Genomic DNA, 22517 nt, shown 5'->3' with positions numbered 1-22517 from the left:
CCCTCATGACGAATCAGACCACCCGCACGCCGATCATGGCGGGCAACTGGAAGATGAACCTCAACCACCTCGAGGCCATCGCGCACACCCAGAAGCTCGCGTTCGCGCTGGCCGACAAGGACTACGAGGCCGTCGAGGTCGCCGTCCTGCCGCCCTTCACCGATCTGCGCTCCGTGCAGACGCTCGTCGACGGTGACAAGCTCAAGATCAAGTACGGCGCCCAGGACATCTCGGCGCACGACTCCGGCGCCTACACCGGCGAGATCTCCGGCCCGATGCTCGCCAAGCTGAAGTGCACGTACGTGGCCGTGGGCCACTCCGAGCGCCGTCAGTACCACAACGAGACCGACGACCTCTGCAACGCCAAGGTCAAGGCCGCCTTCAAGCACGGCATCACGCCGATCCTGTGCATCGGCGAGGGCCTGGACATCCGCAAGGCGGGACAGCAGGTCCAGTACACGCTGAACCAGCTCGACGGCGGCCTCAAGGACGTCCCGGCCGAGCAGGCCGAGTCCATCGTGATCGCCTACGAGCCGGTGTGGGCCATCGGCACCGGCGAGGTCGCCACCCCCGAGGACGCCCAGGAGGTGTGCGGCGCGATCCGCGGCCGCCTCGCCGAGCTGTACTCGCAGGAGCTCGCCGACAAGGTCCGCATCCAGTACGGCGGCTCCGTGAAGGCGAAGAACGTCGCCGACATCATGGCGCAGCCCGATGTCGACGGTGCCCTGGTGGGCGGCGCGGCGCTCGACGCGGACGAGTTCGTCAAGATCGTTCGCTTCGGCGACCAGTGACGAGACCAGTGAGTATGCGCTAGCGGCGATACGTCGTACCCTTGCGGGGTCCGAGGCTTGTTCTCTGAGCCACTGTGCTCACCGAAGAGCTTCGGGCCCCGTCGTCGATTCAGATCCGAGGAAGTTGGTCCAGCCGTGGTTATGGGGTTCTCGATCGCCCTGATCGTCTTCAGCCTGCTGCTGATGCTGCTGGTGCTGATGCACAAGGGCAAGGGCGGCGGCCTTTCCGACATGTTCGGTGGCGGAATGCAGTCGTCCGTCGGCGGCTCCTCGGTCGCCGAGCGCAACCTCGACCGCATCACGGTCGTGGTCGGTCTGCTGTGGTTCGCGAGCATTGTCGTGCTCGGCATCCTGATGAAGGTCAACAACTGACAGCAGCCGGGTGCCGCCCGCCCTTTCGGCGCGGTCCTGTTCGCTGTCCCGCTCATAGCCCCATGTTCAGTACGCGCCCCCGTGCGCGGCTTATCATGGGGCTTGCGTGTCGGGGTGGGGTGTAACTCCCAACACTGGACGCGCGTTGGGCCTTACGTAGACTGAGGCACCCGCAGCGGAGCCGGCAGTCGACCCCGCGGCGCAGCCGCCGTTCGACACAGGCAGCACCATCACGCAGGGAGTTACGACCGTGGCAAGTGGCAACGCGATCCGGGGAAGCCGGGTCGGGGCGGGGCCGATGGGCGAGGCCGAGCGCGGCGAGTCCGCGCCGCGGCTGCGCATCTCCTTCTGGTGCTCCAACGGGCACGAGACGCAGCCGAGCTTCGCCAGCGACGCGCAGGTCCCCGACACCTGGGACTGCCCCCGCTGCGGCTTTCCGGCGGGCCAGGACCGGGACAACCCCCCGGACCCGCCGCGCACCGAGCCGTACAAAACACACCTCGCGTACGTCCGCGAGCGGCGCAGCGACGCGGACGGCGAGGCCATCCTCGCGGAAGCGCTCGCCAAACTGCGGGGCGAGATCTAGGACTTGAGAACCGGCCGGACACCCACGGGTGCCCGGCCGGAGCTGTCTGCCCTCCTGCGCCGAAGTCGCTGGCCGGCCTCCTGAGGCGAAGCTGCTGGTCAGTGGCGCGCCCGACCCGATGTCAGTGGTGGCGTCTACGGTTTGATCGTGGCTCGGTGAACCCTGGGAGACCTCGGGAATCCACCGTGCCGCGGGGGAACCACGGGGTGGGGAGGGGGAGTTGTGACGGCTGCGGTCCAAGTGAGCGGGACGGGCGAGCGAAGTGTCGCCTGGCGCGGTGGGTTCGGGCGGCTGTGGGGCGCCGCCGTGCTCTCCAGCTTCGGGGACTCGCTGCGCAAGGCCGCGCTGCCGCTGCTCGCCGAGTCGCTCACCGACGACCCGCTGCTCATAGCGTCGGTGACCGCCTGCGGCTATCTGCCGTGGCTGGTGTTCGGCCTGGTCGGCGGGGCCGTCGCCGACCGCGTGGACCAGCGGCGCGCCATGTGGACGGTGGATGTGGCGCGCGGCCTGCTCGTCGCGGCCTTCGCCCTCGCCGTGGCGCTCGGCCATGCCTCGATCGGCCTGCTCATCGCGCTCGCCGTGGTGCTCACGACGCTCCAGACGCTGTTCGACAACGCCGCCACGGCCCTGCTGCCCGCCCTCGTGGACCACGCGACGCTGGGCAGCGCGAACGCGCGGCTCCTCACCGGCCAGCAGTTCGCGGGCGGCCTCCTCGCCGCGCCCGTGGTGCCCTTCCTGATAGCCGCGGGCACGGGCGTTCCGTACGCGGTGGACGCGGCGACCTACCTGGTGGCGGCCGTCCTCGTGGCCTCCCTGCGGGTGCCCGCGCCCGAGCACCCGCCCAGACCCGCCGGGGCCACCCTGCGGTCCGACATCGCGCACGGACTGCGCGCGCTGTGGCGGGACCGGGTGCTGCGGCGCCTGTGCGCGGCGACCGCGCTGGGCAACGTCGGCATAGGCGCGCTCCTCGCCACCTTGGTCGTCCTCGTCACCGGCTGGCTGGACGCGGGCAGCGGGGGGTACGCGGCGGCGATAACGGCGTACGCGGCCGGGAGCCTCGTGGGCGGGGCGCTCGCCGGGCGGCTCGCGCGCACGCTCGGCCGCGTCCGCAGCGTGCTCGCCGCCGGAACGGCCCAGATCGTCGCGCTGGTGGCGATGGGCACGATCCGTGACCTCGTGGCGCTGGTCGTGAGCATGGCGATCTTCGGGGCCATGGGGATGGTGTGGAACGTCAGCACCCACACGCTCATGCAGCAGCGCCCGCCCGCTGCCGCGCTGGGGCGCGTCAGCTCGGCGTTCCGGACCCTCGCTGTCGCCGGGGCGCCGCTCGGGGCGGTCCTCGGCGGGGCCGTGGCCGCCCTGTGGGGCCCCAACACCCCGATGCTGCTCGCCGCCGCCCTGTTCGCGCTCTCGGTCACCGCGCTCACACCCGCGCTTAAGTCGGCCGACAGCGGACAGACAACTCAAACCGCTCGCTGATCAATTAGGTTGGGAGGGCAGCGGGGCGAACGCAACGGTACTCAGGTGTACGAGAGAAGGCTGAAGTCCGAGATGAACGCAACTGAGAGGGACGCGCGAAGCGCTCAAAGCAAGGGCGGTGGCGGGCAACGGGTGGGACGCACCAAGCTGAATCAGACGCCTGAATGGACGGCGCTGGCCAAGCACAAGGAGCAGCTGGGGGAGGTGCGGCTGCGGGAGCTGTTCGACGCTGACCCGGCGCGCGGCACCGGCTACACCCTCCGGGTGGGCGACCTGCACATCGACTACTCCAAGCACCTGGTGACCGACGAGACCCTGACGCTGCTGCGGGACCTCGCGGTGGCGACGGACGTCTTCGGGCTGCGCGACGCCATGTTCCGCGGCGAGAAGATCAACACCACCGAGGACCGCGCGGTCCTGCACACCGCGCTGCGCGCCGACCGGGACGCCGTCGTCGAGGTCGACGGCGAGAACGTGGTGCCGGGCGTGCACGCAGTGCTCGACAAGATGTCCGCCTTCGCCGACCGGATCCGCTCCGGCGAGTGGACCGGTCACACCGGCAAGCGCATCAAGAACGTCGTCAACGTCGGCATCGGCGGCTCCGACCTCGGCCCCGCCATGGCGTACGAGGCGCTGCGGTCCTTCACCGACCGCGACCTGACCGTCCGCTTCGTGTCGAACGTGGACGGTGCCGACCTGCACGAGGCGATCCGGGACCTGGACGCCGCCGAGACGCTGTTCGTCATCGCCTCCAAGACGTTCACCACGATCGAGACGATCACGAACGCGACCTCCGCGCGGAACTGGCTGCTCACCCAGCTCCAGGCCGACGAGAGCGCCGTCGCCAAGCACTTCGTGGCCCTGTCGACGAACACCGAGAAGGTCGCCGACTTCGGCATCGACACGGCCAACATGTTCGAGTTCTGGGACTGGGTCGGCGGTCGGTACTCGTACGACTCGGCGATCGGCCTCGCCCTGATGATCGCCATCGGCCCGGACCGCTTCCGCGAGATGCTCGACGGATTCCGGCTCGTCGACGAGCACTTCCGCACGGCGCCCGCCGAGGAGAACGTGCCGCTGCTGCTCGGCCTGCTCGGCATCTGGTACGGCAACTTCCACGACGCGCAGTCGCACGCCGTCCTGCCGTACTCCCACTACCTGTCCAAGTTCACGGCGTATCTCCAGCAGCTCGACATGGAGTCCAACGGCAAGTCCGTGGACCGTGACGGCGAGCGTGTGCAGTGGCAGACCGGTCCGGTGGTGTGGGGCACGCCGGGCACGAACGGGCAGCACGCGTACTACCAGCTCATCCACCAGGGCACGAAGCTCATCCCGGCCGACTTCATCGGCTTCGCCAAGCCGGTCGACGACCTGCGTCCCGGCCTGGTCGCCCAGCACGACCTGCTGATGGCCAACTTCTTCGCCCAGACGCAGGCACTGGCCTTCGGCAAGACGCCCGCCGAGGTCCGCGCGGAGGGCGTGCCGGACGAACTCGTGCCCCACAAGACGTTCCAGGGCAACCACCCGACGACGACGATCCTCGCGACCGAGCTGACCCCGTCGGTCCTCGGCCAGCTCATCGCCCTGTACGAGCACAAGGTGTTCGTACAAGGGGCCGTCTGGAACATCGACTCCTTCGACCAGTGGGGCGTCGAACTGGGCAAGGTCCTCGCCAAGCGCGTGGAACCCGCCCTGACGGAGGGCGCGGACGTACCGGGCCTGGACGCGTCGACCAAGGCCCTGGTCGCCAAGTACCGGGAGCTGCGCGGGCGTTGATCCCACGCCCCGCGAGGGTCGACCGGGTGGGCGCGGACCCCGCGTTCACCCGGACGGCCGGCCGTGCGGCGCTGATCGTGGGTGCCGTAACGAGGTCGACAAGGAGACCAGGCGGGGGATCACGGTCAAGTACGAGGTGACCGGTGATGCCAAGGGCGTTACGGTCACCTACTCGACCGGCGGCACGGTGCACTGCGAGGTCACCGCCGACGGGACCACCCGCACCGCCACGGCCAGCGGTACCTTCGCCACCGCCACCTGCGACGGCTTCTGACAGCAGGACGCCGACGGGCCCCGGTCCAAAGAGGACCGGGGCCCGTCGGCGCGTGCGGCCGGGGTCAGGGGGACGCCGGTGGGTACAGGTCCCGCGGCAGTTGTGAAGCCGCTGCCGCGTCCAGGAGCCACAGCGTGCGCGAGCGGCCGTAGGCGCCCGCTGCCGGGGCCTGGACCTCGCCCGCCCCGGACAGGGCGATCGCCGCGGCCTTCGCCTTGTCCTCGCCTGCCGCGAGCAGCCAGACCTCGCGGGCCGAGCGGATCGCCGGGAGGGTCAGCGAGACGCGGGTGGGCGGCGGCTTGGGCGCACCGTGCACGCCGACCACCATGCGCTCCGTCTCCCGTACCGCGGGCGACTCCGGGAAGAGCGACGCCACATGCGTGTCCGGGCCCACGCCCAGCATCAGGACGTCGAACGCCGGGACCGGGCCGTGGTCTTCGGGGGCGGCGGCCGCCGCGAGCTCCGCCGCGTACGCCTCCGCCGCAGCGTCCGCGCCGTCCCCGTCGGCCCCCTTGGCGTACGGGCCGTCCGACGCGGGCATCGGGTGCACCCGCGCCGGGTCGAGCGGCACCGAGTCCAGCAGGGCCTCGCGGGCCTGTGTGTAGTTGCGCTCGGGGTCGCCGTCCGGCAGGAACCGCTCGTCGCCCCACCACAGGTCGAGGCGGGACCAGTCCACGGCGTCGCGGGCGGGCGCCGAACTGAGCGCCGCCAGCAGGCCGTTGCCGTTGCGGCCGCCCGTGAGGACGACGGACGCGGAGCCGCGGGCCGCCTGGGCGTCGACGATCTTCGTGATCAGCCGGGCCGCGGCGGCCTGTGCCATCAGCTCCTTGTCGCGGTGCACGACGAGCTGCGGAGCCACCGTCACTTCGCGGCCGCCTTCTTGGCCGGAGCCTTCGCCGAGGCCTTCTTCGCGGCCCCGGAACCGGCACCGGACTCCGCCTTGGCACCGGCGCCGTCCTTGGCGCCGTCCCCGGCCGACTCCCCGGCCGCGGCCGCCGCCTCGCCGAGCCGGTCCACGCCGAAGCGCAGCGCCGCCGCGTACGTGTCGTCCGGGTCCAGACGCCGCAGCTCCTCCGCGATCAGCTCGGACGTCTCACGGCGCTTGAGCGCGACCGCGCGGTCCGGCTGGCCCTGGATGGACAGCGTGGCGAGGGAGCCGTCGGCCCGGTCGAGCACGATCGGGCCGCAGTTGGTCTCCATGCGCACGCCGGTCAGGCCGGGACCCGGCGACACCGTGCGCTTGACCGGCACGGAGAGCCGCTCCGCCAGCCACATCGCGAGGAGTTCGACGCTCGGGTTGAACTCCTCGCCCTCCACCGCGGCCGCGGTGACCTCGCACGAGACCTGGTCCAGGGCCGCGGCCAGCATCGAGCGCCACGGCGTGATGCGGGTCCAGGACAGGTCCGTGTCGCCGGGGTGGTAGGCGTCGGCACGGGCGGTCAGCTCGTGGATGGGCTGCTCGGCGGCGTACGTGTCCGTGACGCGGCGCTGGGCGAGCGCGCCGAGGGGGTCCTGCGCCGGGTCCAGCGGCGCGTTCACCGGCCACCAGGCGACGACCGGGGCGTCGGGGAGCAGCAGCGGCAGGACCACCGACTGGGCGTGGTTGAGCACCTCGCCGTAGAGACGCAGAATGACCGTTTCTCCGGTGCCCGCGTCCGCGCCGACCCGGACCTCGGCGTCCAGGCGCGAGGTCGTACGGTCGCGCGGCGAGCGCGAGACCCGCTTGATGACGACCAGCGTGCGCGAGGGGTGCTCGCGCGAGGCCTCGCTCGCGGCCTTCAGCGCGTCGTAGGCGTTCTCCTCGTCGGTGACGATGACGAGGGTGAGCACCATGCCGACGGCCGGCGTGCCGATCGCGCGGCGGCCCTGCACAAGGGCCTTGTTGATCTTGCTGGCCGTGGTGTCCGTCAGGTCGATCTTCATGGCCGACGCCAGCTCCGTCCGTCTTGTGCGAGCATTTCGTCCGCCTCGACCGGGCCCCAGGTACCGGCCGGGTACTGCGCGGGCTTGCCGTGCCGGTCCCAGTACTCCTCGATCGGGTCGAGGATGTTCCAGGACAGCTCGACCTCCTCCGTGCGCGGGAAGAGGTTGGCGTCGCCCAGCAGCACGTCCAGGATGAGGCGCTCGTAGGCCTCCGGGCTGGACTCGGTGAAGGACTCGCCGTAGGCGAAGTCCATCGACACGTCCCGGATCTCCATGGACGTGCCCGGCACCTTCGAGCCGAAGCGGACCGTGATGCCCTCGTCCGGCTGGACGCGGATGACGATCGCGTTCTGCCCGAGCTCCTCGGTCGCCGTGTGGTCGAAGGGGGAGTGCGGCGCGCGCTGGAAGACGACCGCGATCTCCGTGACGCGGCGGCCGAGGCGCTTGCCGGTGCGCAGGTAGAACGGGACGCCCGCCCAACGGCGGTTGTCCACCTGGAGCTTGATGGCGGCGTAGGTGTCGGTCTTCGACTTGGGGTCGATGCCGTCTTCCTGGAGATAGCCGACGGCCTTCTCGCCGCCCTGCCAGCCCGCGGAGTACTGCCCGCGCACGGTGTCCTTGCCGAGGTCCTTGGGCAGCTTCACCGCGCCGAGGACCTTCGCCTTCTCGGCGACCAGGGCGTCCGCGTCGAAGGAGGCGGGCTCCTCCATCGCGGTCAGCGCCATCAGCTGGAGCAGGTGGTTCTGGATGACGTCACGGGCGGCGCCGATGCCGTCGTAGTATCCGGCGCGGCCGCCGATGCCGATGTCCTCGGCCATCGTGATCTGGACGTGGTCGACGTACGACCGGTTCCAGATCGGCTCGAACATCTGGTTGGCGAAGCGCAGCGCCAGGATGTTCTGGACGGTCTCCTTGCCGAGGTAGTGGTCGATCCGGAACACCTGGTCCGGGGCGAACACCTCGTGCACGATCGCGTTCAGTTCCTTGGCGGACTTCAGGTCGTGCCCGAAGGGCTTCTCGATGACCGCGCGCCGCCAGGACCCCTCCGGGGCGTCCGCCAGCTCGTGCTTCTTGAGCTGCTGGACGACCTGGGGGAAGAACTTCGGGGGCACGGAGAGATAGAAGGCGAAGTTGCCGCCCGTGCCCTGCTTCTTGTCCAGGTCCTCGATGGTCGCCTTGAGCTGCTCGAAGGCATCGTCGTCGTCGAAGTTGCCCTGGACGAAGCGCATGCCCTGGATGAGCTGCTGCCAGACCTCCTCGCGGAAGGGCGTGCGCGCGTGCTGCTTGACGGCGTCGTGCACCTCCTGCGCGAAGTCCTCGTCCTGCCACTCGCGACGGGCGAAACCGATGAGCGAGAAGCCCGGCGGCAGCAGCCCGCGGTTGGCCAGGTCGTACACGGCGGGCATCAGCTTTTTACGGGACAAATCGCCCGTGACGCCAAAAATGACCAGGCCCGACGGCCCCGCGATACGCGGGAGCCGTCGGTCCGCGGCGTCACGCAGCGGATTGCTGCTTGACAAGTTCTTAGCCCTCCGAAGGTGCGAGGCGCTTGAGCTCCGCCTCGGTCGACTTGAGCAGGTCGTTCCAGGACGCCTCGAACTTCTCGACGCCCTCGTCCTCGAGGAGCTGGACGACCTCGTCGTAGGAGATCCCGAGCTTCTCGACGGCCTCGATCTCGGCGCGCGACTGGTCGTACGTCCCGGCGATGGTGTTGCCGGTGATCTGGCCGTGGTCGGCGGTGGCCTGGAGGGTGGCCTCCGGCATGGTGTTCACCGTGCCCGGGGCGACCAGCTCGTCGACGTACAGCGTGTCCTTGTACGCCTTGTCCTTCACGCCCGTCGACGCCCACAGCGGGCGCTGCTTGTTGGCGTGCGCCTTGTCGAGCGCGGCCCAGCGGTCGGACGAGAAGACCTCTTCGTACGCCTCGTACGCCAGGCGGGCGTTGGCCAGACCGGCCTTGCCGCGCGCGGACTTGGCCTCGTCGGTGCCCAGGGCGTCGATGCGCTTGTCGATCTCGGTGTCCACGCGGGACACGAAGAACGACGCCACCGAGTGGATCTTCGCCAGGTCCAGGCCCGCGGCCTTCGCCTTCTCCAGGCCCGCGAGGTAGGCGTCCATGACCTCGCGGTAGCGCTCGAGCGAGAAGATCAGCGTGACGTTCACGCTGATGCCCTTGCCGATGACCTCGGTGATCGCGGGCAGGCCCGCCTTCGTCGCCGGGATCTTGATGAGCGTGTTCGGCCGGTCCACCAGCCACGCCAGCTGCTTGGCCTCGGCGACCGTGGCCTGCGTGTGGTGCGCGAGCCGCGGGTCGACCTCGATCGACACCCGGCCGTCCTGGCCCTCGGTCGCGTCGAACACCGGCCGCAGGATGTCGGCGGCGTCGCGGACGTCCGCCGTCGTGATCATGCGGATCGCCTCGTCGACGGTGACCTTGCGGGCGGCGAGATCGGCGAGCTGCTGCTCGTACCCGTCGCCCGACGAGATCGCCTTCTGGAAGATCGACGGGTTCGTCGTGACGCCCACGACGTGCTGCTCGTCGAGGAGTTCGGCGAGGTTGCCGGACGTGATCCGCTTGCGCGACAGGTCGTCCAGCCAGATCGCGACGCCTTCGTCGGAGAGGCGCTTGAGTGCGTCTGTCATGGAATTACATCTCCTACTTGGTCGTATATGGGCGTCAGCGCTGAGCGGCCGCGATCGATTCCCGCGCCGCGGCGGCCACGGCTTCGGCAGTGAACCCGAACTCGCGGAAGAGGACCTTGCCGTCCGCCGAAGCCCCGAAGTGCTCCAGCGAAACGATGCGTCCCGCGTCCCCGACGAACCGGTGCCAGGTCAGGCCGATGCCCGCCTCGACCGCGACGCGCGCCTTGACCGACGGCGGAAGCACCGAGTCCCGGTACCCCTGGTCCTGCTCCTCGAACCACTCGACCGACGGCATCGAGACCACCCGCGTGGGCACGCCGGCCGCCTGCAACTGCTCGCGCGCCTCGACGGCGAGGTGCACCTCGGAGCCGGTGCCGATGAGGACGACCTCGGGCTCCGCCTTCTGCCCGTCGGCGCCCGCGGCGTCGAACAGGACGTATCCACCCTTGGCCGCGCCCTCGGTGACCTCGCGGTCGTACGTCGGCACGCCCTGACGGGTCAGCGCCAGACCGTGCGGGGCGCCCTTGCCGAACACCTTGGTGTAGCGCTTGAGGATCTCGCGCCAGGCGACGGCCGTCTCGTTCGCGTCGGCCGGGCGGACGACGTTCAGGCCCGGGATGGCGCGCAGCGTGGCCAGGTGCTCCACCGGCTGGTGCGTCGGGCCGTCCTCGCCGAGACCGATGGAGTCGTGCGTCCACACGTACGTCACCGGCAGGTGCATCAGCGCGGACAGGCGCACGGCGTTGCGCATGTAGTCGGAGAACACCAGGAAGGTGCCGCCGAAGATACGGGTGTTGCCGTGCAGCGCGATGCCGTTCATCTCCGCGGCCATGGAGTGCTCGCGGATGCCGAAGTGGATCGTGCGGCCGTACGGGTTCGCCTCCGGCAGCGGGTTGCCCGCCGGGAGGAACGACGACGTCTTGTCGATCGTGGTGTTGTTCGAGCCCGCGAGGTCGGCGGAGCCGCCCCACAGCTCGGGGATCACTCCGCCGAGCGCCTGCAGGACCTTGCCGGAGGCGGCACGCGTCGCGACGCCCTTGCCCGCCTCGAAGACCGGGAGCTTCTCCTCCCAGCCCGCCGGCAGCTCGCCCGCGGCGATCCGGTCGAACTCCGCGGCGCGCTCGGGCTGCTGCGTGCGCCAGGCCGCGAAGCCCTTCTCCCACGTCGCCTTGGCCTCCTGGCCGCGGTCGAGCGCCTGGCGGGTGTGCGCCAGGACCTCGTCGGCGACCTCGAAGGACTGCTCCGGGTCGAAGCCGAGGACGCGCTTGGTGGCCGCGACCTCCTCGTCGCCGAGCGCCGAGCCGTGCGCGGCCTCGGTGTTCTGCGCGTTCGGGGCGGGCCAGGCGATGATCGAGCGCATCGCGATGAACGACGGCTTGTCGGTGACCGCCTTGGCCTCCTGGATCGCCGCGTACAGCGCGGCCGGATCCAGGTCGCCGTTCTCCTTCGGCTCCACGCGCTGCACGTGCCAGCCGTAGGCCTCGTACCGCTTCTCGGTGTCCTCGGAGATGGCGGTCTCGGTGTCGCCCTCGATCGAGATGTGGTTGTCGTCCCACAAAAGGATCAGATTGCCGAGCTTCTGGTGCCCGGCCATCGAGGACGCCTCGGCGGAGATGCCCTCCTGGAGGCAGCCGTCACCGGCGATCGCGTAGATGAAGTGGTCGAAGGGAGACTCGCCCGTCGCGGTGTCCGGGTCGAAGAGTCCACGCTCGTACCGCGCGGCCATCGCCATGCCCACGGCGTTGGCGACGCCCTGGCCGAGCGGGCCCGTCGTCGTCTCCACGCCCACCGTGTGCCCGTACTCCGGGTGGCCCGGGGTCTTCGAGCCCCAGGTGCGGAAGGCCTTCAGGTCATCGAGCTCCAGGCCGAAACCGGCCAGGTACAGCTGGATGTAGAGCGTGAGGGACGAGTGGCCCGCGGACAGCACGAAACGGTCGCGCCCGGTCCAGTCGGCGTCCGCCGGATCGTGCCGCATCACCTTCTGGAAGAGGGTGTACGCGGCGGGCGCGAGGCTCATGGCCGTACCCGGATGGCCGTTGCCGACCTTCTGTACGGAATCCATGGCCAGGACGCGGACGGTGTCGACAGCCCGCTGGTCCAGTTCGGTCCACTCGAGGTCTGTGGTGGTCGGCTTGGTGCTCACCCTGAGTCAGGGCTCCTCTCCACATGTCGAATGCCGGCGGCGTATGAATCGCACCGGCCGCTGTCGAGCCTACCGCTGCGAGAACGTGCATTTTTTCGAGTCATTCCAGACTGCCGGGACACGTCCGGATCCGCCTCCTGAAGGGGCTCCGCCGTATTCACCATGTGAATGCGGCACTGCTCATCTGGTCGACTCATCCGCTTACCGCACCGGCGTCCACACCGGGGCGAACCCGCCCACGAACTCCGCTCGTCTGGCCCCTCAACACGAACCCACCCCCGCGAAGGGCGAGGTATGGGCAACGTCTACAGTGGCGTGGTACGCGCGAGCCTTTACCGGATCTTCATGTCCGAACGTCCGACGCAGGGCTTGCTGGGAGTCTCTGTCAGGGGTGTGCGTGACGGCCGTTGAATCCCGTCCAGCGGGGGTTATCGGGACGAGCCAGAACCCGAGCAACCGGCCGTTCGGGGCCCGAGTCAAGGCGTTCGTGGCGCTGACCAAGCCGCGGATCATCGAGCTGCTGCTGATCACCACCGTTCCGGTGATGTTCCTCGCCGAGCAGGGGGTGCCCGACCTGACGCTGGTGTTCGTCACCTGCCTCGGCGGCTACCTGTCCGCGGGCGGCGCCAACGCGTTGAACATGTGGTACGACCGCGACATCGACGCGCTGATGGAGCGCACGTCGCAGCGGCCGCTCGTCACCGGCATGGTCAGTCCTCGTGAGTGCCTGGCCTTCGGCATCACACTCGCCGTGGTCTCGACGCTGCTCTTCGGGCTCGCCGTCAACTGGCTGTCCGCCTGGCTGTCGCTCGGGGCGCTGCTCTTCTACGTGGTCGTCTACACGATGATCCTCAAGCGCCGCACCTCCCAGAACATCGTCTGGGGCGGCATCGCGGGCTGCCTGCCCGTCCTCATCGGCTGGTCGTCCGTCACCAACTCGATGTCGTGGGCGCCGATCGTCCTCTTCCTCGTCATGTTCTTCTGGACGCCGCCGCACTACTGGCCGCTGTCCATGCGGGTCAAGGAGGACTACGCGCGCGTGGGCGTCCCCATGCTCCCGGTGATCGCCTCCAACAAGGTGGTCGCGCGCCAGATCGTCGTCTACAGCTGGGTCATGGTCGCCGTCTCCCTGCTGCTCCAGCCCCTCGGCTACACCGGCTGGTTCTACACCGCGGTCGCCCTCGCCACCGGCGGCTGGTGGCTGTGGGAGGCCCACGGGCTGCAGAACCGCGCGAAGGCCGAGGCCACCGGCGGCAAGCTCAAGGAGATGCGCCTCTTCCACTGGTCCATCACCTACGTCTCGCTGCTGTTCGTGGCGGTCGCGGTGGACCCCTTCCTGCGCTAGCCCCCGCGTCTTCCGAGTACGGCCCCCTTCGCCCCGACGGCGAGGGGGGCCGCTCTCATTGCCGCGCACCTACGGGGCGCCCACGGACAGATGACCGTCGGCGTGGGCCTGCGCGGGCCGGCCCGTGGGATACCAGCCGTCCCGCAACACGCCGTTCGTGGCCGGTTCGCCGCCCCCGGCGTCCGCGTACCCGTCGAAAAGCAGCGGCCCCCGCACCCACAGCTCGCCCGCGTCCACCCGCACCTCGCTGCCCGGCGCGGGCAGCCCGCAGCTGTCCGGCCGCAGGCGGACGTCGGCGTGGTCCAGGACGGCCACGTCACCCGTCTCGGGCGAGGTGAGGAAGGCGCGCACCCGGGCGTGCGGGGTCGCGGTCCGGATGTCCTCCAGGAGCCCGGGCGCGACGGGCGGGCCGCTCGCCTCGACGTCCGCGAAGCGCAGCGTGGCCAGGTGGTGCGGCGCCGTGTCCAGGACGCCCTGCCAGGTCTCGGGCGCGCACACCAGGCGCTCCGCGCGGTGCCCCCGCACGGCCGCGCAGATCGCGACCGGGTCCGGGCGCTCCAGGAGCACCGCGGTGCCCCGGGCCTGCCACTGCCGCAGCAGGGTGGCCCACGCGGACCACTGCCCCAGGGGGAATCCGCAGACCAGCACGGTGCGGGGCTCGGGACGGCAGCCGGGGTGGGTGCGCAGCACGCACACCCGGTGCGAGAGGACGACGCCGCGGGGGCGGCCGGGGCCGGTGACGACGATCACGCAGGGGTCGTCCTCCTGAGGCGGCGGCTCGCCGGGGCGCGGGTGCTTCCCCGGGGCGCCGTTCGCACCCGACGGCGCGTGATTCCGCACGTCCGGGAGCGCGTCCCGCCGTACGTCGGGGAGCACGTCCGGACGCGCGTCCTGCCGTACGTCCGGGCACACGTCCCGCCGTAAGTCGGGGAGTGCGTCCGGGCCCACGTCCTGCCGTACGTCCGGGCCCACGTCCTGCCATACATCCGGGAGTACGAGGAGACGTACCCCCGCAGCGTCAGTCAGCCGCGCCCCACCCGCCCCACCCGCCGCACCGCCCCCGTCCGCCAGGAGCAGGCGAGCCCCGACCGCGCGCACGACCTCCCTCAGTCGCGCTTCCCCGGCGTCCGGGTCGACCGGCACGAACACCGCTCCGGCCCGCGCGGCCCCCGCGAACGCGGCCAGGGTCCGGGACGAGGCCCACGCCGGGCAGACGACCCGGTCGCCCCGCCGCACACCGTGGCCGGTGAGACACCCGGCGGTCCGGTCGGCCGCCGCGTCCAGCTCCGCGAAGGTGAGCGCGCGGTCGCCGATCAGCGCGGCCACGCGGTGCGGGACGGCGCGGGCGGCGGACCGGAAGACCTCACCGATCAGCAGTCCGGTCATGGCCCCTGGTCCTACCACGGGGCGGCACCGGGCGGAACGGACGCGCACGCCCCCGGCGCGACCGTGGCCGAGACCACGCCACCCGGGCGTCGCCGAATGATCTACCCGTCGGTAGCATCCTGTGCCATGGCAGACACGGAGCAGGAGACGGAGCAGGGCACCCCGGGCCCGGGCAGCGGCGACGGCGACGGCGCGGCGGCGAAGGCCGCCAAGGAGGCCGCCCGCGCCGAGCGCAGGGCCGCCAAGCTGGCCAAGGAGATCGGCGCGTTCGCGCGGGCGCACGGGGGCGCGGAGGGTCAGGTCGCGTACATCGGTGAGCGGGGCGCGCGCATCGTCCTCGTCGGCGCGGACGGCGGCTGGGGCGACCTCGTCGCGCCGAGCCACGCCATCGCGACGAGCGCCGTGGAGAAGGCCGGGATCACCGTCCACGAGGACTTCGACGGCGACTTCGCGGCCAAGGTGACGACCGGACCCTACGAGTGGAAGCGCATGGCGGGCATCCAGATCGGCGGCCCGACGGGCGGCTGACGACACGCGCGGGACGGGCACGGAGTGACACGGTGAGCAACACCTGACACCGGGGTCACCCGTTAGGACCGTAGGAACACGGTCCACGTCTGGGAGCCAGGATGATCGAAACCCCGTCCCTGGTGGACCAGCACTGCCACGGCGTCCTGCGCACGGAGCTGGGGCTCGGCACCTTCGAGGCCCACCTCGGCCGGGGCGAGGGCCCGCCCGCCCCCGGCACCACCTTCTTCGACACCCAGACCGGCTTCGCCGTGCGCCGCTGGTGTCCGCCGCTGCTCGGCCTCGAACCGCACTGCCCGCCCGCCCGCTATCTGGCGCGCCGCCGTGAACTCGGCGTCCTGGAGGCCGGGCGGCGGCTGCTGCGCGGCAGCGGGATCACGACGTACCTCGTCGACACCGGCCTGCCCGGCGACCTGACCGGGCCCGGCGAACTCGCGTCGACCGGCGCCGCCGAGGCCCACGAGATCGTCCGCCTGGAATTACTGGCCGAGCAGGTCGCCGACACCTCGGGGACCGTCGACTCCTTCCTCGCCAACCTCGCCGAGTCCGTGCACGGCGCCGCGCACGGAGCCGTCGCGTTCACCTCCGTCGCCGGGGTGCGCGCGGGCGAGGCCCTCGCCTGCGCACCGCCGGGTCCCGGCGAGGTGCGCGGCGCGGCCGGACGCTGGCTGGCCGGGCGGCAGGTGGGCGGCGAACTCGCCGACCCGGTGCTGCTTCGGCACCTGCTGTGGATCGCGGTCGCCTCCGGCCTGCCCCTGCAACTGCACACCGGCGCCGCCGACCCGCAGTGCTCCTTCGGCGACTTCGCCCGCGCCACCGCGGGGCTCGGCACCGACCTGGTGCTCCTGCACGGCTATCCGCACCACCGCGCGGCGGCCCACCTCGCGGGTGTCTTCCCGCATGTGTACGCCGACTTGGGCTCCGCGCTCGTCCGGACGGGGGCGCGCGCCGCCGCCGTACTCGCCGAGATCCTGGAGCTCGCGCCCTTCGGCAAGCTGCTGTTCTCCAGCGGCGCGCAGGGGCTGCCCGAACTGCACGTGGTGGGGGCCCAGCTGTTCCGGGAGGCGCTGGGGCGGGTGCTCGGGACGTGGGTCGCGGAGGGCGCGTGGTCGCTGACAGACGCGCAGCGGGTGGCGGGGTTGATCGCGGCGGGGAACGCGCGGCGGGTCTATGGGCTGGTGGACGGCTGACGCCCCACGGCAGCCCTGGTCGACCCGGCGAGAGCCGCGATCAGACCGACGACAGCTGGGAGTCGTCCACCTGCGTCGGTACCTCCGCCTTGGGCTGCGGCCGCTCCCGCAGGGACAGCACCACCCGCAGCACCCCGATCCACACCAGGCACGAGCCCAGCATGTGCGTGGCGACCAGGACCTCCGGCAGGTCGGTGAAGTACTGGACGTAGCCCACGAGCCCCTGCGCCAGCAGGATCAGGAACAGGTCGCGGGTGCGGTTCAGCGGGCCGCGCGGGGCGTCCACCGCCTTCAGGACGAACCACAGCGCGAACGTCAGCGTCACCACGATCCACGCCAGGACGGCGTGCAGCTTCGTGACGCCCTCCCAGTCCAGGCCCACGGCGCCGACGTTCATGCGGGGTACGTCGCTGGAGTCGCCCGCGTGCGGACCCGCGCCGGTCACGACCGTGCCGACGGCGATGAGCAGCACGGTCACGCCGGTGAGGACCCACACCAACTGGGCGACGGCCCTGCCGACGAGGGGGCGGGGCTCCGCGTCGCCCTCCCGGGTGCGCTGCCACATCATCGTGGCGACCGCGATCAGGGCGGTGGAGAGCAGGAAGTGCGCCGCGACGGTGTACGGGTTGAGGCCGACGAGCACGACGATGCCGCCGAGCACCGCGTTGCCCATGACGAGCCAGAACTGGGCCCAGCCGTACCGGGTCAGGCTCCGTCGCCACGGCTTCTGCGAGCGCACGGTGATGATGGCCCAGCCGACGGCGGCACAGAGCACGTACGTCAGCATGCGGTTGCCGAACTCGACGACCCCGTGGAAGCCCATCTCGCTGGTCGCGGTGAGGGACTCGTCGGTGCACTTGGGCCAGGTCGGGCAGCCGAGGCCTGAGCCCGTCAGGCGGACGGCACCGCCGGTGACCACGATGACGCAGGTCATCACGAGCGAGATCAGCGCCGCCTGCCGCACGGTCCGCTGCGTCGGGGTCCAGCGCTCGGCGATGAAGGCGAGCGGATTGCGCACGAATTGAGCGGCGTCGGCTCGGGTCACGTTTGGCACGGGCCCCATCGTAGAAGGCCGCTTGTGCACGCCTTCACGAGGGGGACGTATCCGCTCCATTTGTGGCGTGGGTTACGCCAGAGGGTGACGTCGGCGGCCTACTCCCAGCGGAAGAATCGTGCCGCCGCGCCGAGTCCGAGGACCGACCACACCGCCAGGATCCCGAGGTCCGCCCACGGCATCGCGGCCCCGTCCTGGAGCACGTCCCGAAGGCCGTCCGAGAGCGCCGAGATCGGCAGCAGGCCGAGCGCCGACTCGACGGCGCCGGGGAACTTGTCGAGCGGCACGATGACGCCGCCGCCGACCAGCAGGAGCAGGAAGACCAGGTTGGCGGCGGCCAGGGTCGCCTCCGCCTTGAGGGTTCCGGCCATGAGCAGGCCGAGCCCGGAGAAGGCGGCCGTGCCGAGGACCAGGAGCAGCAGCACCGCGAACGGGTTGCCGTGCGGCGACCAGCCGAGCGCGAAGGCGATCGTCGTGAGCAGCGCGATCTGGAGGACCTCGGTGACCAGGACCGACAGGGTCTTGGCCGTCATCAGGCCCCAGCGCGGCAGCGGCGAGGCGGCGAGGCGCTTGAGCACGCCGTAGCGCCGCTCGAAGCCCGTGGCGATGGCCTGCCCGGTGAAGGCCGTCGACATCACGGCGAGGGCGAGGACGCCGGGGGTCAGGAAGTCGACCGCCTTGCCCTCGCCGGTGTCGACGATGTCGACCGCGCTGAACAGGACGAGCAGGAGCGTCGGGATGACGACGGTGAGCAGCAGCTGTTCGCCGTTGCGCAGCAGCATCTTCGTCTCGAGCGCGGCCTGCGCGGCGATCATGCGGGGGAGCGGGGCGGCGCCCGGCTTCGGCGCGTACGTACCGGCGGCGCTCATCCGCGCAGCTCCTTGCCCGTGAGGTCCAGGCTGTGCCTTCCCGTGGGACGACCCCGGGACCCCCGGCCGAAAGACGACTGGGCCTGCGTCATGAGCGCAACTCCTTGCCGGTGAGCTCCAAGAACACGTCTTCGAGTGTGTGGCGTTCGACCGAGATCCGGTCCGGCATGACGCCGTGCTGGGCGCACCAGGAGGTGACGGTGGCGAGCAGCTGGGGGTCGACGGTGCCGCTGACGCGGTAGGCGCCGGGGGTGAGTTCGGCGGCGGCGGAGTCCGGGGGCAGCGCCTTCAGGAGGGAGCCGACATCGAGTCCGGGGCGGCCGGTGAAGCGCAGGGTGTTCTCGGCGCCGCCCCGGCACAGCTCGTCGGGGCTGCCCTGGGCGATGACCTTGCCCGCGTCGATGATGGCGACGTCGTCGGCGAGTTCCTCGGCCTCGTCCATGTGGTGGGTGGTGAGGATCACCGATACACCGTCGGTGCGCAGGTCGCGCACCAGGCTCCAGGTGGCCCGGCGCGCCTGGGGGTCGAGGCCCGCGGTCGGCTCGTCGAGGAAGACGAGCTCGGGCCGTCCGACCACGGCCATGGCGAGCGCGAGGCGCTGCTGCTGGCCGCCGGAGAGACGGCGGTAGGTGGTGCGACCGCAGGAGTCGAGGCCGAGGCGTTCGATGAGGGCGGGGACATCGAGGGGGTGCGCGTGCAGCTTCGCGACGTGGCGCAGCATCTCGTCGGCGCGGGCGCCGGAGTAGACGCCGCCGGACTGGAGCATCACGCCGATGCGGGGCCGCAGCGCGGCGGCCTGCCGGACCGGGTCGAGGCCGAGGACGCGGACCTCGCCGGCGTCCGGCCTGCGGTAGCCCTCACAGGTCTCGATGGTGGTGGTCTTGCCGGCGCCGTTCGGGCCGAGGACGGCGGTGACGGCGCCCGCGCGGACGTCGAGGTCGAGGCCGTCCACCGCGGTCTTCTTTCCGTACCGCTTGACCAGACCCACGGCCTGGACGACGGACTCAGTTCCCATGCCGGGAAGTCTAGAGAGGGTCGCGGCGTGCGCGGCCAGGGGGGCCGCGGGGGGTCAGGAGGGACCAAGAGGGCCCTTCGCCCTGGTCGGACCGGGCCCTGGGGTTGTCGGAAGGGGACTTATTCGGTCGGATCAGGGCGCGGCCGAGGCATGGCGTCGATGTGTGATCAGCGTCGCCGAGAACATCACGGAGACCGCGGGGCAGGCCGCCCACAAGGCCCGTGACCTGGCGGACCGCCCGCGCTACTTCGTGTCGGCCGTGCTGGCGGGCGCCTACATCGGCATCGGCGAGGTGCTGCTCCTGACGGCGATATCGCCGTTCGCCGCCGACCGCTCACCCGCCGTGCGGCTCCTCGAAGGGGCGGTCTTCCCCGTCGCCCTGACGATCGTGATGTTCGCGGGCGCCCAGCTCTTCACGTCGAACGTGATGGTGATGCCGGTGGGCGCCCTGTCGGGACGTACGGGGGGGCGAAGGACCTGGCGATGGGCTGGGGCCTGTCGCTCACGGGTGATCTGGCCGGGACCCTCGCCCTCGCGGCGATGGCACACGCCTCGGGGGTGACGTCCGCCGGGTCGGCCAGGGCCATGCTCGCCGGGATGCTGCGCGGCAAGGAGGCGCTCGGCGGCGGGGCGTACTGGTTCACGAGCGGGGCGCGGCGGGGCCAGGCCTCGCCGGTTCTCGTGCTCGCCGTGGCTCACTCCGGGCGCGCGCGGTTCGTCCGCGATCGTGTCGCGGGTGCACAAAGGGCCGGTGGGAGGGGGTGCGGGCGGGGGCGGGGGCCTTCCGGGCGGGTCGGGAACGGGCCGCCGATTTGATCGATCAGTGATCGTTTCCGCAGGTCAGCTTAGGTATACCTAAGTGACGTAGCGCACCGAACAGTGATCCGGGCGCGGGTTGTCAGGCCCTGAGGAATTACGCAACAATGGCGTTGTGAAAAACGTTGGCGAGGCTCGGGAGACCCCCACGGGGGCCCCTCAGGAAGACCTCGCGACCGGGGAGCGGTCGACCCGCAACCGAGTCGCGCGCTCCGTCCTGGACCACGGCCCGTCCACCGTGGCCGACCTCGCGGGCCGCCTCGGCCTGACCCAGGCCGCCGTCCGCCGCCACCTCGACTCCCTCGTCCAGGAGAACGTGGTCGAGGGCCGCGAGAAGCGGGTCTACGGCGCCCGGACCCGAGGCCGCCCGGCCAAGGTCTTCGCCCTGACCGACTGCGGCCGCGACGCCTTCGACCAGTCCTACGACAAGCTGGCCGCCGACGCCCTGCGCTGGATCTCCGAGACGCACGGTGAGACGGCCGTCGTGGAATTCGCCCGCGCCCGCATCGCCGAGCAGGCCAAGGCCTATCGCGCGGCGATGGACGCGGCACCCCCCGAGCGCAGGACCGACGCGCTGGCGAAGGCATTGACCGCCGACGGGTACGCTGCTACGGCGCGCAGCGCGCCGGTGGGGGAGCAGCTCTGCCAGCACCACTGCCCGGTCGCCCATGTCGCCGAGCAGTACCCGCAGCTGTGCGAGGCGGAGACGGAGATCTTCTCCGCGCTGCTCGGGACCCACGTCCAGCGCCTGGCCACCATCGCCCATGGGGACGGCGTCTGCACGACGTACATCCCGGGCGCGGCCCCGCACAGCACACAAGCCACCGAAGAAGCATCCACAAGCACGGCCGGGAGGAACCCCGCATGACTCTCCCCACGGAGACCGCCCACCCTGAGCTGGAGGGCCTGGGCAATTACGAGTACGGCTGGGCCGACTCCGACGCGGCCGGTGCCGCCGCCAAGCGCGGCCTGAGCGAGGACGTCGTCCGGGACATCTCGGCGAAGAAGTCCGAGCCGGAGTGGATGACCAAGCTGCGCCTGAAGGGCCTTCGGCTCTTCGACAAGAAGCCCATGCCGAACTGGGGCTCGGACCTCTCCGGCATCGACTTCGACAACATCAAGTACTTCGTGCGCTCCACGGAGAAGCAGGCGGAGTCCTGGGAGGACCTGCCCGAGGACATCAAGAACACGTACGACAAGCTCGGCATCCCCGAGGCGGAGAAGCAGCGCCTCGTCGCCGGCGTCGCCGCCCAGTACGAGTCCGAGGTCGTCTACCACCAGATCCGCGAGGACCTGGAGGAGCAGGGCGTCATCTTCCTGGACACCGACACGGCCCTGAAGGAGCACCCGGAGCTCTTCAAGGAGTACTTCGGCACGGTCATCCCCGTCGGTGACAACAAGTTCGCGTCCCTGAACACCGCCGTCTGGTCCGGCGGATCGTTCATCTACGTCCCCAAGGGCGTGCACGTCGAGATCCCGCTCCAGGCCTACTTCCGCATCAACACGGAGAACATGGGCCAGTTCGAGCGGACGCTGATCATCGTCGACGAGGACGCCTACGTCCACTACGTCGAGGGCTGCACGGCGCCGATCTACAAGTCGGACTCCCTGCACTCCGCGGTCGTGGAGATCATCGTCAAGAAGGGCGCCCGCTGCCGCTACACGACCATCCAGAACTGGTCGAACAACGTCTACAACCTGGTCACCAAGCGCGCCGTGGCGTACGAGGGCGCGACCATGGAGTGGATCGACGGCAACATCGGCTCCAAGGTGACGATGAAGTACCCCGCCGTCTACCTGATGGGCGAGCACGCCAAGGGCGAGACCCTGTCCATCGCCTTCGCGGGCGAGGGCCAGCACCAGGACGCCGGCTCCAAGATGGTCCACATGGCGCCCAACACGTCCTCCAACATCGTGTCGAAGTCCGTGGCGCGTGGCGGTGGCCGCACCTCCTACCGCGGTCTCGTCGAGATCGGCGAGGGCGCGGCCGGATCGAAGTCCAACGTGCTGTGCGACGCGCTGCTCGTGGACACCATCTCCCGCTCCGACACGTATCCGTACGTGGACGTCCGTGAGGACGACGTGTCCATGGGCCACGAGGCGACCGTCTCCAAGGTCTCCGAGGACCAGCTCTTCTACCTGATGAGCCGCGGCCTCACCGAGTTCGAGGCGATGGCGATGATCGTGCGCGGCTTCGTCGAGCCCATCGCGAAGGAGCTGCCCATGGAGTACGCCCTTGAGCTCAACCGGCTGATCGAGCTGCAAATGGAAGGCGCGGTCGGTTAAGACCCGCCCTCTTGAGCAGTCGCCAGATTTCTTGACGTACG

Annotated in this window: 21 protein-coding genes; 12 read left to right on the top strand and 9 right to left on the bottom strand. The window is 70.9% G+C overall.

Going from position 1 to position 22517, the window contains the following annotated elements; all coding sequences use genetic code 11:
• Positions 1–5: 5 nt before the first annotated feature.
• The 6 genes from tpiA to ACZ6BG_RS00840 all read left to right on the top strand — a co-directional run bounded on the left by tpiA (position 6) and on the right by ACZ6BG_RS00840 (position 5278).
• Positions 6–791 (top strand): triose-phosphate isomerase, encoded by a 786-nt coding sequence (gene tpiA, locus ACZ6BG_RS00865; protein WP_468448725.1) that lies wholly within the window; start codon positions 6–8, stop codon positions 789–791.
• Positions 792–932: 141 nt separating this feature from the next.
• A complete protein-coding gene (gene secG, locus ACZ6BG_RS00860) occupies positions 933–1163 on the top strand; it encodes a preprotein translocase subunit SecG (protein WP_030358806.1) in 231 nt (76 codons plus the stop codon).
• Positions 1164–1413: 250 nt separating this feature from the next.
• Positions 1414–1749, top strand: a complete 336-nt coding sequence (locus tag ACZ6BG_RS00855) for an RNA polymerase-binding protein RbpA (protein WP_003957010.1) — start codon at positions 1414–1416, stop codon at positions 1747–1749.
• A 222-nt stretch (positions 1750–1971) separates the two neighbouring features.
• Complete coding sequence (locus ACZ6BG_RS00850; protein ID WP_468994886.1) at positions 1972–3228, top strand: MFS transporter; 1257 nt, start codon at positions 1972–1974, stop codon at positions 3226–3228.
• Between the two features lie 132 nt (positions 3229–3360).
• A complete protein-coding gene (gene pgi, locus ACZ6BG_RS00845) occupies positions 3361–5004 on the top strand; it encodes a glucose-6-phosphate isomerase (RefSeq protein ID WP_468994883.1) in 1644 nt (547 codons plus the stop codon).
• Between the two features lie 136 nt (positions 5005–5140).
• Positions 5141–5278: a hypothetical protein gene (locus tag ACZ6BG_RS00840; protein ID WP_468994879.1), complete on the top strand. Its 138-nt coding sequence runs from the start codon at positions 5141–5143 to the stop codon at positions 5276–5278.
• A 64-nt stretch (positions 5279–5342) separates the two neighbouring features.
• Here ACZ6BG_RS00840 and pgl read toward each other — a convergent pair whose 3' ends face one another.
• The 5 genes from pgl to tkt are packed head-to-tail and all read right to left on the bottom strand — an operon-like array spanning position 5343 to position 11987.
• On the bottom strand, positions 5343–6143 hold the full coding sequence (pgl, locus tag ACZ6BG_RS00835) for a 6-phosphogluconolactonase (RefSeq protein ID WP_468994875.1): 801 nt from the start codon (positions 6141–6143) through the stop codon (positions 5343–5345).
• Entirely contained in the window at positions 6140–7201 is a 1062-nt protein-coding gene (gene opcA, locus ACZ6BG_RS00830; RefSeq protein ID WP_468994872.1) for a glucose-6-phosphate dehydrogenase assembly protein OpcA, read from the bottom strand. The genes pgl and opcA overlap by 4 nt, the downstream gene beginning before the upstream one ends.
• Positions 7198–8721 (bottom strand): glucose-6-phosphate dehydrogenase, encoded by a 1524-nt coding sequence (zwf, locus tag ACZ6BG_RS00825; RefSeq protein WP_380851358.1) that lies wholly within the window; start codon positions 8719–8721, stop codon positions 7198–7200. The genes opcA and zwf overlap by 4 nt, the downstream gene beginning before the upstream one ends.
• 4 nt (positions 8722–8725) lie before the next feature.
• A complete protein-coding gene (gene tal, locus ACZ6BG_RS00820) occupies positions 8726–9844 on the bottom strand; it encodes a transaldolase (protein WP_468994869.1) in 1119 nt (372 codons plus the stop codon).
• 34 nt (positions 9845–9878) lie between these two features.
• Entirely contained in the window at positions 9879–11987 is a 2109-nt protein-coding gene (gene tkt, locus ACZ6BG_RS00815) for a transketolase (RefSeq protein ID WP_468994866.1), read from the bottom strand.
• 391 nt (positions 11988–12378) lie between these two features.
• On the opposite strand from tkt, the gene ACZ6BG_RS00810 reads away from it, so the two are divergent.
• The gene (locus ACZ6BG_RS00810) at positions 12379–13332 is read left to right on the top strand and encodes a heme o synthase (RefSeq protein ID WP_468994863.1); all 954 of its coding nucleotides are present in this window, start codon (positions 12379–12381) and stop codon (positions 13330–13332) included.
• A 69-nt stretch (positions 13333–13401) separates the two neighbouring features.
• Here the strand turns inward: ACZ6BG_RS00810 and ACZ6BG_RS00805 are convergent, their stop codons facing one another.
• Complete coding sequence (locus ACZ6BG_RS00805) at positions 13402–14718, bottom strand: AMP-binding protein (RefSeq protein WP_468994860.1); 1317 nt, start codon at positions 14716–14718, stop codon at positions 13402–13404.
• Between the two features lie 126 nt (positions 14719–14844).
• Between ACZ6BG_RS00805 and ACZ6BG_RS00800 the strand changes: the two genes are divergently transcribed.
• The gene (locus ACZ6BG_RS00800; protein ID WP_468994859.1) at positions 14845–15246 is read left to right on the top strand and encodes a hypothetical protein; all 402 of its coding nucleotides are present in this window, start codon (positions 14845–14847) and stop codon (positions 15244–15246) included.
• A 101-nt stretch (positions 15247–15347) separates the two neighbouring features.
• The gene (locus ACZ6BG_RS00795) at positions 15348–16436 is read left to right on the top strand and encodes an amidohydrolase family protein (protein WP_468994856.1); all 1089 of its coding nucleotides are present in this window, start codon (positions 15348–15350) and stop codon (positions 16434–16436) included.
• A gap of 40 nt (positions 16437–16476) precedes the next feature.
• On the opposite strand, the gene ACZ6BG_RS00790 is transcribed toward ACZ6BG_RS00795, so the two are convergent.
• The 3 genes from ACZ6BG_RS00790 to ACZ6BG_RS00780 form a co-directional block, all read right to left on the bottom strand.
• Complete coding sequence (locus ACZ6BG_RS00790) at positions 16477–17499, bottom strand: COX15/CtaA family protein (RefSeq protein ID WP_468994851.1); 1023 nt, start codon at positions 17497–17499, stop codon at positions 16477–16479.
• An 89-nt stretch (positions 17500–17588) separates the two neighbouring features.
• Entirely contained in the window at positions 17589–18359 is a 771-nt protein-coding gene (locus ACZ6BG_RS00785; RefSeq protein ID WP_468994848.1) for an ABC transporter permease, read from the bottom strand.
• 88 nt (positions 18360–18447) lie between these two features.
• Positions 18448–19374, bottom strand: coding sequence for an ABC transporter ATP-binding protein (locus ACZ6BG_RS00780; RefSeq protein WP_468994844.1), 927 nt, complete (start codon positions 19372–19374; stop codon positions 18448–18450).
• 163 nt (positions 19375–19537) lie between these two features.
• On the opposite strand from ACZ6BG_RS00780, the gene ACZ6BG_RS00775 reads away from it, so the two are divergent.
• The 3 genes from ACZ6BG_RS00775 to sufB all read left to right on the top strand — a co-directional run bounded on the left by ACZ6BG_RS00775 (position 19538) and on the right by sufB (position 22476).
• Positions 19538–19936, top strand: coding sequence for a formate/nitrite transporter family protein (locus ACZ6BG_RS00775; protein ID WP_468994841.1), 399 nt, complete (start codon positions 19538–19540; stop codon positions 19934–19936).
• 369 nt (positions 19937–20305) lie between these two features.
• Positions 20306–21058, top strand: a complete 753-nt coding sequence (locus tag ACZ6BG_RS00770; RefSeq protein WP_468994839.1) for a helix-turn-helix transcriptional regulator — start codon at positions 20306–20308, stop codon at positions 21056–21058.
• A complete protein-coding gene (gene sufB / locus ACZ6BG_RS00765) occupies positions 21055–22476 on the top strand; it encodes a Fe-S cluster assembly protein SufB (protein WP_289952409.1) in 1422 nt (473 codons plus the stop codon). Before ACZ6BG_RS00770 ends, sufB begins: the two co-directional genes overlap by 4 nt.
• Positions 22477–22517 lie beyond the last annotated feature (41 nt).

This window comes from Streptomyces sp. NPDC041205 (genome assembly GCF_055591765.1).
The sequence above is the reverse complement of the archived record's forward strand: the minus strand, read 5'-3'. Positions and strand labels throughout refer to the sequence as shown.